This is a genomic window from Amycolatopsis sp. NPDC088138, from assembly GCF_044741685.1.
Taxonomy (GTDB): Bacteria; Actinomycetota; Actinomycetes; order Mycobacteriales; family Pseudonocardiaceae; genus Amycolatopsis.
The window spans coordinates 461580-474015 of record NZ_JBIUTB010000001.1; the positions used below are offsets into that span (position 1 = coordinate 461580).

At 67.5% G+C, this 12436-nt stretch carries 9 protein-coding genes and 2 pseudogenes; 7 read left to right on the top strand and 4 right to left on the bottom strand.

Going from position 1 to position 12436, the window contains the following annotated elements:
• The first annotated feature begins 212 nt into the window (after nt 1-212).
• Together ACIOD2_RS02315 and ACIOD2_RS02320 are read left to right on the top strand one after the other, a co-directional pair.
• Complete coding sequence (locus tag ACIOD2_RS02315; protein WP_400533313.1) at nt 213-1478, top strand: hypothetical protein; 1266 nt, start codon at nt 213-215, stop codon at nt 1476-1478.
• Nucleotides 1479-1880: 402 nt separating this feature from the next.
• Nucleotides 1881-2681, top strand: a complete 801-nt coding sequence (locus tag ACIOD2_RS02320; RefSeq protein WP_400533315.1) for an alpha/beta fold hydrolase — start codon at nt 1881-1883, stop codon at nt 2679-2681.
• 3 nt (nt 2682-2684) lie between these two features.
• Here ACIOD2_RS02320 and ACIOD2_RS02325 read toward each other — a convergent pair whose 3' ends face one another.
• Nucleotides 2685-3041 carry a VOC family protein gene (locus ACIOD2_RS02325; RefSeq protein WP_400533316.1) on the bottom strand — a complete coding sequence of 119 codons (357 nt, stop codon included), beginning with the start codon at nt 3039-3041 and terminating at the stop codon, nt 2685-2687.
• Between the two features lie 173 nt (nt 3042-3214).
• Here ACIOD2_RS02325 and ACIOD2_RS02330 point away from each other — a divergent pair.
• Nucleotides 3215-4020, top strand: a pseudogene (locus ACIOD2_RS02330) (IS1634 family transposase); the annotation flags it as partial.
• Between the two features lie 32 nt (nt 4021-4052).
• Here the strand turns inward: ACIOD2_RS02330 and ACIOD2_RS02335 are convergent.
• Together ACIOD2_RS02335 and ACIOD2_RS02340 are read right to left on the bottom strand one after the other, a co-directional pair.
• Nucleotides 4053-5525 carry a cellulose binding domain-containing protein gene (locus tag ACIOD2_RS02335; protein ID WP_400533318.1) on the bottom strand — a complete coding sequence of 491 codons (1473 nt, stop codon included), beginning with the start codon at nt 5523-5525 and terminating at the stop codon, nt 4053-4055.
• A 122-nt stretch (nt 5526-5647) separates the two neighbouring features.
• Nucleotides 5648-7690, bottom strand: coding sequence for a phosphocholine-specific phospholipase C (locus ACIOD2_RS02340; RefSeq protein ID WP_400533319.1), 2043 nt, complete (start codon nt 7688-7690; stop codon nt 5648-5650).
• A gap of 228 nt (nt 7691-7918) precedes the next feature.
• On the opposite strand from ACIOD2_RS02340, the gene ACIOD2_RS02345 reads away from it, so the two are divergent.
• The 4 genes and pseudogenes from ACIOD2_RS02345 (at nt 7919) to ACIOD2_RS02360 (ending at nt 11275) form a co-directional block, all read left to right on the top strand.
• Nucleotides 7919-8164: a hypothetical protein gene (locus tag ACIOD2_RS02345; protein ID WP_400533321.1), complete on the top strand. Its 246-nt coding sequence runs from the start codon at nt 7919-7921 to the stop codon at nt 8162-8164.
• Between the two features lie 192 nt (nt 8165-8356).
• Nucleotides 8357-9205: pseudogene (locus ACIOD2_RS02350) on the top strand (family 16 glycosylhydrolase); the annotation flags it as partial.
• Between the two features lie 187 nt (nt 9206-9392).
• Complete coding sequence (locus ACIOD2_RS02355; protein ID WP_400533322.1) at nt 9393-10316, top strand: D-alanyl-D-alanine carboxypeptidase family protein; 924 nt, start codon at nt 9393-9395, stop codon at nt 10314-10316.
• Complete coding sequence (locus ACIOD2_RS02360; RefSeq protein WP_400533324.1) at nt 10313-11275, top strand: endonuclease/exonuclease/phosphatase family protein; 963 nt, start codon at nt 10313-10315, stop codon at nt 11273-11275. The genes ACIOD2_RS02355 and ACIOD2_RS02360 overlap by 4 nt, the downstream gene beginning before the upstream one ends.
• A gap of 22 nt (nt 11276-11297) precedes the next feature.
• Here ACIOD2_RS02360 and ACIOD2_RS02365 read toward each other — a convergent pair whose 3' ends face one another.
• A complete protein-coding gene (locus ACIOD2_RS02365; protein ID WP_400533325.1) occupies nt 11298-12179 on the bottom strand; it encodes a DUF3800 domain-containing protein in 882 nt (293 codons plus the stop codon).
• Between the last annotated feature and the right edge of the window lie 257 nt (nt 12180-12436).

Below are 12436 nucleotides of genomic sequence, written 5' to 3' on the forward strand. Positions count from 1 at the left end.
TTGCGTTCGGCGCACGGGCCGGACGGGGCCTGCTCAGCGCGGTCGGGATCATTTGGGTGCTGGGTGCGTCTCGTGGAGAGTTCAAGGTCTCGGTCGAAGTGGATCATCATCTGTCGACGGCGGCGGGTTGGCGGGTGCCTGTGCGTGCAGGTCTGCTGTATCCAGCTGTAACAACCGATTTGGGCGACGCGACTCCACGGTACAGTACTGCCATGTGGGACGGGTTGTTGCTTTCCTGGAAGAGGAAGATGAATATCGGACTCTGGTTCGCGGTCGCCAGTCTCGGAATTGCCCTGATTGGCGTTCCGGCGGCCTGGGCGAATTGGCGCCGTATCCGACGGGAACGCGGACGTGGTCGGTTCAAGCAAGTGCTCGACCATGTTCGGGTGGGGCAGGGTGATCTGCATCAAGCTGCGTTAATTGAAGCGGACATGGTGGGGTTGAATGCTCGAATTCCAATGTTGGCCAAGGCCGATTGGATACCGGACTGCCCATTGAGCTTGGAATGCGTGAAAATTCATTGGATTGATCCCACTCAGGCGGGCGATCGCCTGACGGTAGCACGCCGCAATGCTAAAAAGCTAATGCCCTTTCGCGACGACAAACTCAGATACGAGAATTATAGCCAGGCGCTCGGCGAAATGGGTCAGATGTCCAAGCTCTACAATGGCTTCGTTTACCGACCGATGGCTGTGCGCAGGACAAAAGACAAATTCCATCTTTCCTTCACGGAAGGCAAGTACTTCGATCACCTTGACACCTCGGAGGTTCTTGCGTATGAAGCGGCCTCCAGGGTTCTTGCTGGAAAAAATATCATGTCCGGCCCCTATCGTGTGAGTATAGGTGATCCGTTCGACTTGGCGGGACGTGGTACAAGCCTCGGTGTGGTCACCTTGACTGTGCGTGTTTCGGAGTCTTCCTGCGGCTTCTACATGCATCACAGGAGCAATGACGGGGTGATCGCCGGTCCTGACATCCTTCATGTTATTCCGGCTGGAGAGTTTACGCCGGCCGACGTCAGCTTGGAGTCGCGGAAATCCGATCGATCAATATGGAAGACGATGGTTCGGGAATATGCCGAAGAATTCCTTGATGTCGAAGAGGCTTATGGTCGTAGTGGCAGGCCGATCGACTATGAGGGTGACTATCCGTTTAGCGCAATAACGCGCGCCAGGGAAAGTGGTAAGCTAAAGGTTTACTTCCTGGGGATGGGACTCGATGCGCTCACTTTGAAGCCGGAGATCCTGTTGGTGAGCCTTGTTGAGGCGACGGCGTTTGACGCTATATTCGCTGAGATGGTCCCCGATGGAAAGGAGGGGACAATCCTGGTCGGACCAAGAAAAGAGGGGATCCTCTTCAATAAGAAGAACGTTGACCACTACGCCAAGGGGCTCAATACCCGCAGTGCTGGTCGGTCGTGCCTGATGCTGACTTGGCAGCACAGGAAGTACCTGAATCTGCCGGTCGCCGGCGACTGAGCCTGCTCTGAGGGGTGCGCACGTGGGCCTTGAGCCTGCGGGTGTTCCGCCCCGCGGAGTGACGTACGTCGCCGGGGTACCCCGCGCGGGGGTCGCCCGGTCGAGCGCGCCGCCTGTCGCGATCCGGCCGCGTGGTTCATGATCATCTGCATGGAGCAGACCAGGACACCGGTGGCCTTGAGGCGGGTGCTCTTCGGAGCGGTGATGGGCGCGGCCTTCGCGGCCGCCGCCTGGATAGCGCTCTGGCTGGCCATGCACCTCTGACGGGGCCGCTCTCGTCGCACCCGCCCCTCACGTCGAGTGCGGCCGGAACGTGCTGACCTGCATGAACGTCTGAGCGTGCGACATCTCCGTCGCAACTGAGTAACCTGACTTGGCTCAAGATCGCTGATCTTGGGTAGAGTGCTGGCTGTTGAGCTGCGGTTTCGTCGTGTGAACGGCGAAAATCTGCGCACCAAGCGGCCGGTTCTGGGGGGCTGCCCATCGCTTCCCGGTTACGGCTTCAGCGACAAGCCGGCCGCGCCGGGGTGGGGGATCGAGCGGATATCCGACGCGTGGTGCGAGCTGATGGCCCGGCTCCGCTACCGGCGGTTCGGCGCCCAGGGCACCAGCATCGCCACGAGCATCGGTCAACGGCAACCCGATCGGGTCGCCGGCATCCATCTCATGCCGCCGCTCGCACCGCCCGATCCGGCCACGTTGGACGACCTCACCGGTGCCGAGCGGGCGGCGGACGAATGGGGCTGCGGATACTCGGCGCAGCAGTCGACCCGGCCGCAGACGGTCGGATACGGGCTGGTCGACTCGCCGGCCGCCCTCTGCGCCTGGATCGTCGAGAAGTTCTGGTCGTGGACCGACTCCGGTGGCGACCTGCATCGGTTTATTACCCAGGATGAGCTGCTCGACAACCTGATGCTCTGCTGGCTGCCCGGCACCGGTGCCTCATCCGCCCGGTTGTACTGGGAAAGCCTCCGGCAGGTCAACGAATGGATCTCCGGGTCGGCCGGCGCGCCGGTGACCGTACCCACCGGCTGTTCGGTCTTCCCCAAGGAGCTGCAGCGCCCGTCTCGGCGGTGGGCGCAGCGCCGGTTCCCGAACATGCGGTACTGGAACGAGCCCGGCAACGGCGGCCACTTCGCGGCGTTCGAGCAGCCGGCGTTGTTCGTCGACGAGGTCCGGTCATTCTTCCGGCTGGTCCGCTGATGGTCACCCGTACTCGGTAAGCGGCTGGCTGAAGATCAACAAGTGCCCATCGGGTGTCCGTACGGTGAAGTCGCGCATCCCGTAGGGCCGGTCAGCCGGTGGCTCGACGATGTCGGCGCCGCGGGCGCGCAGCTCGTCGTGGCAGGAATCGACGTCGTCGACGACAACCGTCACCCTGGCCGGGCCGACGCTGCTTTCGGCGTACAGGTGGAACTCGGCGGTGTCGCGGATCACGGCCGCGTAGCTAGGTGGGGTCTCCCAGGTGAATATGGTGTCGAATCCGAGCGCGTCCGTGAAGTACGACCGCGCTGCCTGCACATCTCGGCACGGCAGCACGGGAATCGCCACCCGCATGACCATTCCGTCACCTTAGCTGACTTTGGCTCAAGATCGCTGATCTTGGGTAGGGTGCTGGCTGTTGAGCTGCGGTTTCGTCGTGTGAACGGCGAAAATCTGCGCACCAAGCGGCCGGTTCCAGGCTGTCTCTCGTGGCGTATGCGCGCACGGTGAAGACGGCGTCGGGGGCCAGGGCGGTGCAGATCGTGCACTCCTCGCGTCGCGGGTCGCGGGACATCGAGCACATCGGCTCGGCGCATGACGATGCGGCGTTGGAGGCACTCGAGGCGGTGGCGAGGCAGCGTCTGGCTGTGGGGCAGCCCGAGCTCGACTTCGGCCCGGACTTCGCGGCGTTGCAGGCCGGCAGAGGTTCGAGGAGGCCGCTGGTGGTGACGAGGTGTTCCGATTACTGGTGCTGGCACGGATCGTCGAGCCGACCAGCAAGCTGGACAGTCTGCGGGTGGTCGAGGAGGCAGGTTTCGACCCGCCGGCGTACGCGACCCTCAAGCGGCGTCTGCCCACGTTCGCGAAAGAGTCCTGGCGGCAGAAGTTGGCCGCGGCGTGCGCCCGCACCGCTGATCTGGGGCCGGCGTCACTGGTTCTCTACGATGTGTCCACCTTGTACTTCGAGACCGATGCCGGGGACGGGTTCCGTGAGCCCGGGTTCTCCGAAGAACGCCGCCTGGAGCCGCAGATCACGATCGGGCTGCTCACCGACGCAAGCGGGATTCCGTTGATGGTTAACGCGTTCGAGGGCAGCCGGGGCGAGACCACTACGATGCTGCCGACCATCCGTGCGTTCATGGATGCCCACCAGCTGGCTGATGTCACGGTCGTGGCCGACGCCGGCATGATCTCTGCGGCCAACCAGCAGGCCATCGAGGCCGCGGGGTTGTCGTTCATCCTCGGCGCGCGGATACCCGACGTGCCGTACGTGGTCCAGGCGTGGCGCCACGAGCACCGGTTCGGTCGGGAGCCGGACGGTACACCTGCCGAACCGTGGACTTGGGACGACCTCGAATGACATGTCCGGGATCAGGGGGTGACGGTGATGTTCGTCAGCCCGGACGTCGCGTTCGTGACCGTGTTCGACGCGTACACCACGTTCGGGTTGGCCGCGCACTTGGACACCGAGCTGATCTTGATCGCGTAGGCGCCCACGCCGCCGAGGTCGGACTTGTTGTTGCGCCAGACGTTGCCGCAGCCGTTGTCGAACGACGGTGACGTGCTCGTGTTGTGGTTCTCGTACCCGTTGGCGAACACGCCCGGCGGGGCGAACGTGCCCGTGTTGTTCTCGATCGTGTAGCCGATGCCCTTGACGTCGATCCAGGAGTCGGCTGAGTTCTCCCCGGAGATGCCGCGGCCGTCGAAGGTGTTGCCGCGGATGACACCGTTGAACGTGCCCTCCTTGACGTCGATCGGCTCGGCCGCGATGAACGGGCCGATGTGGTTGTCCAGCACCTGGATCCGGTCGCCGCGGTCGACGCCGCCGGAGTTGCCGTGGCAGGCCCAGTTCGAGTTCGCCGAGCCGAGGTAGACGCCCTCGCCGTAACCCGGCTGCACCAGGCCCGTGTAGGTGATCGTCGAGTTCTTCAGGACGCTGTCGGCCGACGAACGCCGGAAGTGCACCGCCTCCTCGTCGACGTGGTTGACGTTCACCCCGTCGATGACCGTGTGCGGCGAGTTGTCGACGACTATGCCCTTCTTGGACTCCTGCACGGTGAAGCCGGTCAGGTTCCAGTACGGCGCCCCCGACAGCCAAAGGCCGTACCCGGAGTCCCAGCCCGCGGTCGGCACGGGGCAGTCCGGCGCGTCACCCGCCGGGCCGTCGTTGATCAGGATCGCGTTCGACGGCCCGGACAGCGTGATCGGCTTCGCCGCCGTCCCGGCCTTGGTGGTGACGAACGAGCCGCGGTAGGTGCCCGCCGCCAGCTTGATCGCCTGGCCCGGCACCGCGTTCGCGAGCGCCGCCTGCAGCTGCGCGGCCGTCGAGACGGTCACCGTGTCGCCGCTGGGCGGAGGCGTCGTGGTGGTGGTCGGCGGGGGAGTGGTCGTGGTGGTGGTCGTCGGGGTGGTCGTGACGGGACCGCCGCCCGCGCACGCCGCGCCGTTGACGGTGCAGCCCGCGGGCAGCCCGGCGCCGCTGACGTTGAACCCGAAGTCGGCGGTGGCGCCCGGCTTGATCGCGCCGTTGAACCCGGCGTTGGTGAACTTGTAGTGCTGCCCGGTCTGGGTCTTCACCGAGCTCCACGAGCTGCTCACCGACGTCCCGGCGGGCAGGTCGAACTCGACGGTCCAGCCGGTCGAGGCGGCGTCGCCGCGGTTCGCGATGGTGTACCCGGCGCCGTAACCCCCGTTCCAGACCGAGGTCTGCGCGAACGTGGCGGACAGGTTCGCCGCCGCGGCCTGCGCGGGGCCGCCGCCGGTCAGTGCGACGGCGGCGGCAGTGGCGGCAACGGTTGCGGCGCCGAGGAAAGCGGCACGGCGGAGCGGACTTCGTCGGGACACCCGTGACCTCCGGGGGAGGAGTTACGACGGAGGTGTTGCGGCGTACACCCGGACCCGCTCTTTATAGGTCACCCCTGTGACATGCGTCAACTCACTGAACATCAATCAGGTATGTGAACGATTCAGCCCGTGACGCTCGGCGAACCCGTCTCGATGTGCCCGCTGAACCGGCGCAGGAACTTGGGGTCGGCGTCGAGTGTCGCGGACAGGTCGTACCAGCCCGAGCCGTAGGTGACCGCGTTCCAGTCGTCGGTCACGGTCTGGCCCGCGGCCAGCGGATACGTCCAGGGCCCGTCGGTGCGGTAGTGGTTCGCGGTCACCGTGACCTTGACCGCCGTCGTACCGCTGTTGCGCAGGGTCAGCCGCAGCTTGTGGTCGGCGGTGTAACCCGCGGTGACGTCGACGCCCGCGCCCGCGCTGTTCGCGTCCCCGGCGAACACCCAGCGGAAGCGGTTCGGCCCGTGCACCGCGACGCCGTACTTCCCGCCGCCGTAGGCCTGGATCCGCCACGTGTCGCTGACCTGCGCACCCGCGGCGACGTCGTAGCCCCACGGGCCGTCCGCCTGCCCGTCGTTGCGGTAGGCGGTCAGCTGGATGGCCGCGGTGCCCTGGTTGGCGAATGTCGTGGTCAGGATCTGGTGGTCGGCGCTCAGCGACGTCGTCACCAGCGGCTGGTAGGGCAGCGCGCGAGCCGGGCGGGTGCCGGTTTCCTGCACCGGGACCTGCTGCTTCCCGGTCGCCGGCGGCGCGGGCTTCGGCAGCTTGCGCTGGGTGTCGTCGGCCTGCTTGCGCAGCGCCGCCGTGTCCGGCAGGAGCGGGATCCGGACGTCGGAGGTGCCGAAGTCGAAGCAGCTCGTCAGGTCGCCGCAGAGCGCTCGGCGCCACGCGCTGATGTTCGGCTCGGCGACGCCGGTCCAGCGCTCGAGGAACCGGATCACCGACGTGTGGTCGGTGACCTCGGAGCTGACCCAGCCGCCGCGGCTCCACGGCGAGATCACGGTCAGCGGCACCCGGGCGCCGAGCCCGATCGGCTTGCCGCCGATGTACTCGCCGGCGGTGCCGGACGGCGCGATCGGCGGCGCGACGTGGTCGAAGAAGCCGTCGTTCTCGTCGTAGTTGATGAGGACCACAGTGGACTCCCAGAGCTTCGGGTTGGCCCACAAGGCGTTCAGCACGGTCTGGGTGTACGCGGCGCCGTCGACCGGACGCGCTTCGGGGTGCTCGCAGTAACCGTAGGGCGCCACGATCCACGACACGCGGGGGAGCGACCCGCTCGCGCAGTCGGCGGTGAACTCGCTCAGGACGTGGTTGACGTCCTTGCCCTTGCCGGAGTCCGGGCCCCAGGTCTTGAAGACGCTGGCGCGCTTCGAAAGATCGCTCGTGTAGTCCTGGTGGTAGGCCTTGAACAGCCAGAGCGGGTTGTCGCCGTAGTCGCCGACGAACGAGCCGCCCGCGTCGCCGACCTCCTTGTTCGCGTAGACCTTCCACGAAACCCCGTGCTGCTGCAGGCGTTCCGGGTAGGTCGTCCAGCTGAACACCGGCTTGTAGTCGGCCGGGTTGTAGTTCGCCGGGCCGCCGGCCTTGCCGTCGGCGTCGATCGTCCCGCTGAACAGGTAGAGCCGGTTGGGGGTGGTCGGGCCCTGCACCGAGCAGTGGTAGTGGTCGCACAGGGTGAACGCGTCGGCGAGCGCCCGGTGGAACGGGATGTCGCCCTGGCCGAAGTAGCCCATGGTCATCTCGCCCTTGGCGGGCACCCACGCGTTGTTCGCGCCGCCGGCGATGGCCTGGTGCTGGTCGGCCCAGCCGTGGCCGAGGTCGCCGAGGTCCTGACCGTCCACCTTGGACGTGTCGACACGGAACGGCAGCAGGTACTTGCCGTCGCCGCGGCCGGAGTCGGGCTGGTGGAAGACGTCCTGGCCGTTCGGCTGCACGATCGCCGACCGGTCGCCGAAGCCGCGGACGCCCTTCATGGTGCCGTAGTAGTGGTCGAACGAGCGGTTCTCCTGCATCAGGACCACGACGTGCTCGACGTCGGCGAGGCTGCCGCTCGCCCGCGGTTCGGCGAGGGCCTCGGCCATCCCGGGCGGCAGGGCGCCGAGGGCGCCGGCGGCGGCGACCCCGCCGAGGAAACTGCGGCGGGTGAGTCCGGAGCGTTCGGGCGTCACAAGAGCCTCCAGGGGGACCACGGCAGGGCGATCGTCAGCCTAGATGATCGAAGCTGCTCGTAAATACCTACGTTCGGACGTAAACGAGCATCAAGTGTTCATGTTCTGTTCGGTTCGCGGTCCGGTCCGGTGACACTTTCCGGTGACTTGGAGCTGAACCGGTGTCGCGCGGGGCATCCTCACCGCACAAACCCCTGGCACACAGGGGATTTCCGGGAGGAGAGCACCATGAGGACCCGTATCGCCGCCATCGCGGCCGCGGCCGCGCTCACCGTTTCCGCGGCCCTCGCCACGGCCGCCCCGGCTTCGGCGGACCCCGTTCCGGGCAGCCCGAACCAGTTCTACGCCTACTGCTCGGTCGACGTGCTCGGCGTTCCGCTGGGCTGCACCGAGACCGACGTCGCCCACGCGTCGCACATCTGCGAGTACGTGGCCACCGGCGTCGGGCTCGGATTGGACTGCATCCTGCGCTGACCATCCCGCTCACGCGCGCCGGTTGCCCGAAAGTACCCGATGGTCCGGACCATCGGGTCATCGTCGGAAAATGTCCGACCGGTTATCCTTGTTCTTCGCCAGGTACCCGTGGATACTTTGTTGCCATCCACAACAAATAGGGTGCCGGTGAGCCGCCAGCCGTCGCCCGCGGAATGAGAAGGGGCGACGACGATGTCGACCGAGAACTCCGCCCGATGGCGGCGGACCGCCCGCCTGCTGGTGGCGCCCGCGGCGCTGCTCGTGGCCGGCGCACTGGTGGCCGCACCGCAGAGCCAGGCCGCTTCGGCCGTCCCCGCCAACCTGCTCGCGAGCTTCAGCGACGACTTCGACGGCCCGGCCGGTGCCGGCGTCGACGGGTCGAAGTGGGGCCACGAGACCGGGGACAACGTCAACAACCACGAACGGCAGTGGTACACCGACGGCACCGCCAACGCGGCGCTCGACGGCCAAGGCCACCTCGTGATCACCGCGAAGAAGGAAAGCAGCGGGAACAACTGCTGGTACGGGCCCTGCGAGTACACCTCGGCGCGGCTCAACACCTCCGGCAAGTTCTCCGCGTCGTCCGGCCACATCGAGGCCCGGATGAAGCTGCCGCGCGGGCAGGGCATGTGGCCCGCGTTCTGGATGCTCGGCACCGACATCGGCAGCGCCGGCTGGCCCAACTGCGGCGAGATCGACATCATGGAGAACGTCGGGTTCGAGCCGAACACGGTGCACGGCACCATCCACGGCCCCGGCTACTCCGGGTCGGCGGGCATCGGCGCCCCCTACAGCGGGCCGAACTTCTCCGACGACTTCCACACCTACGCGGTCGACTGGTCGACGGACCGGATCGTCTGGTCCGTCGACGGGAACGCCTACCAGACCCGCACGCCCGCCGACGTCGGCGGCAACCAGTGGGCGTTCAACCACGAGTTCTTCCTGATCCTCAACCTGGCGGTCGGCGGCTACTGGCCCGGCGACCCCGACGGCAGCACCCAGTTCCCGCAGCAGCTCGTCGTGGACTACGTCCACGTGAGCTGAGCGCGCGCGGTGCGGGACGGGCCCCCTGCCGGGTTGGCGGCAGGGGGCCCTCTCGCGTTTCAGTACAGAACCGTGACACTTCTGGTTCAGACCTGTCGAACAACCCCGACGGGACGGCGATCTTCCCCGGACAGAGTGACCGGTGTGCGTTCGAGCGGCGCACCCCGGAACCCGGAGGAGATCCATGGCCCGCTTTCGTTTCCCGCCCGCCGCGAGCGGGTTCGCCGCCGCGGGGGCGGTGGCGCTGGCCGCGGCCGCCTGGGTCGTCTTCCCGCCGTCGGTGGCGGGCCAGGCGGTGCCCGCGCGGCCCGCCCTCGACCTGCCGCTGCCGTGGCCGGCGAGCGGCCAGGCCACCGCCGAGGTGCAGGGCCTGGGCTCGCTCGGGACCCGCGGGGAGCGGGCGCCGGTCCCGATCGCCAGCGTCACGAAGGTGATGACCGCCTACGTCGTGCTCAAGGACCACCCGCTCGCCCCGGGTGACGCGGGCCCGCGGATCACCGTGGACCAGCAGGCGCAGGACGAGTCGACGTCGGCCGAGGAGTCGACCGCGCCGGTCCGGGCGGGCCGCACGATCAGCCAGCGCGACCTGCTCGCGCTGATGCTCATCCCGTCCGGCAACAACGTCGCCCGCCTGCTCGCCCGGTGGGACGCCGGGAGCCAGGACGCGTTCGTCGCGAAGATGAACCGCGCGGCGGCCGACCTCGGCATGACCAGCACGACCTACACCGGCGCCAGCGGCGTCGAGGACTCGACGACGAGCACCGCCGAGGACCAGCTCCGGCTCGCCCGCGAGGTGATGAAGGACGACGTCGTCCGCTCGCTCGTCGCCACGCCGAGTCTCAAGGTGGACGGCGTGCCCGGCGCCGTCGTCAACACGAACACCCTGCTCGGGCGCTCCGGCGTGATCGGGCTGAAGACGGGCTCGTCGACCGCGGCCGGCGGCGCCCTGATGTGGGCGGCCCGGACACCGGGTGGCGCGCTGATCCTCGGGGTGGTGCTGCACCAGAACCCCGGCGGGACCCCGTCGGCCGGGCTGCAGGCCGCGCTGGCCGCCAGCGAGACGCTCATCGCCGCGATCCAGCGGGAACTCCCGGCGGCGACCCGATGACCGCGGTGACCGAACCGATCACCGTGCCGCCCGTGCGGGCCGGGTTCTGGCGGCGTGGCCGCGTCATCGCGGTGTTCGCCGTGCTGACGGCGCTGGTGCTGCTCGCGCACCCGCTGGTGCCGAACTGGGCGGGCAACGCCGGCAGCCTGCTGGAGACGTTCCTGCCGTGGGCCGGCCTGCTCGTGGTGCCGCTGCTGGTGGCCGCGCTGATCCGGCGTTCGGCGCTGGCGCTGGTGGCGCTGCTGCTGCCCGCGCTCGTCTGGGGCGTGTCCTTCGGCGGCCGGGTCTTCGACAAGCGGGGCACCGGCGGCGACTTCACGATCGTCTCCCACAACGTGAACGACGAGAACCCGGACCCGGCGGGCACCGCGCGGGCGCTGGCCTCCTCCGGCGCGCAGGTGATCGCGTTGGAGGAGCTGAAGAGGTCCGAGGTGCCGAAGTACGAGGACGCGCTCGCCGCGGCGTACCCGCACCACTCGGTGCAGGGCACCGTCGGGATCTGGAGCACGTACCCGATCCACGACACCGAACCGGTGGCGATCATGCCGTGGACGCGGGCGCTGCGGACCACTGTGGACAGTCCAAAGGGGCCGGTCGCGGTGTTCGTGGCGCACCTGCCTTCGGTGCGGGTGCGCGTCGACTCGGGCTTCACGGCGAACGGCCGCGACGCGGCGCTGGGTCTCCTCACCGATGCCGTCGCTGCCGACCCGGCCCCGCGCAAGATCCTGGTCGGCGACTTCAACGGCACGACGGACGACCGCGCGCTCGCCCCGATCACCGCCCGCATGCAGTCGGCCCAGGACGAGGCCGGCGACGGCTTCGGCTTCAGCTGGCCGGCCTCGCTGCCGCTGGCCCGGATCGACCAGATCTTCGTGACGGGCGCCCGCCCGACGGCGGCGTGGACCCTCCCCGCAACCGGCTCCGACCACCTCCCGGTGGCCGCCACCCTGACCCTGTAGCCCGCTGCTGCCGTCGATCTTCTCAGCCGGCCGTTGACCGTCCGTGGGGTTGGCCCGGTTTGTCTACTGGTGCCTGTGCCGATGCTCCAGGAGGAAGCCCGGGATCGTCGGCGTAGGCAAGTCCTTCACGGGGGAGTGCCCAGCCGCACATCTTGGATGGCCTGGCCCAGCCCGTCTCACCGAATGCCCAGTAGTAGAGGTTCATGTGCTCAGGGAACTGAACAATTCCAGCCCCGTTGATGTAATTGAGGCGATGTCGGTGCATAAGGGGTCTCAGTAGCGGAACAAGGTCCAAGGCTCTCGGACGACCAGCGTAGGCGGCAGTCGTCGCGGCGACGACAAGATCGGCCAACTGTATGTGGGGAACGTGGTGGCTGTGTGCGGTCACGATCGGCAGGATGATCTTGTCCGGTTGAACATACTCTGTGCCGCGGTTGGTGAGGGCTAGGGAAGCGGCCAGCCACTTGTTCTCTTCCGCGGTGCCGCCGCCTGGTTTGTCTGCAATGACTAGGCCGAAGTCATCGACGTCGCCGAGGTGCATGGACACTCGCTCATAGAGCCATTTGAGGATCTCGGCTCCGGCTTCGGCCTGCGTGTAGTCACTGTAACGGGCGGAGTGGTCCAAGATCACCACCATGCTCTTGACGTCCCGGCGGGCGGCCGCCTCGAGCATTTCCGCCCGGAGGCTCCGGAGAGTGTCCCATTTTCCATGCAGGAAGGTGCCCTTGCTCGGTGCCCACTTCAGTTCTTCCTCGGCCGGGATGCCCAGTTCTTCGCGGATCGTTTGCAGGTCGGACGCATAACCCGCGAGTTGTTCGGCAGGGAAGCTGACCGCGCCGACCGCCAGCAAGTGCCCCAGCCCTTTGCGTGGCGGGTCTTGCTGCTGGCTGTCGTCGATGAACACGATCCGCAAGATGGCCCTTTCTGGTGTCTCTGTACAGATCAAGTCGTCACCGACGCCAAAAATGTGACACCGCGTTCCACGCCCCACTTTCGATTGTCGATTCTGTCTGCACACGCGCAGGCGGGGAGGCCGAGAGTTGGTGTCACGCGGATTACCGGCCTGAACACATCGGTTGCCGGTCTGAACACCGGGATCGCGGCACGGTGGCGGTGGGTTGTTCACCAAAACCGCTGGTCGAACGCGTCGAAATCGCGCTG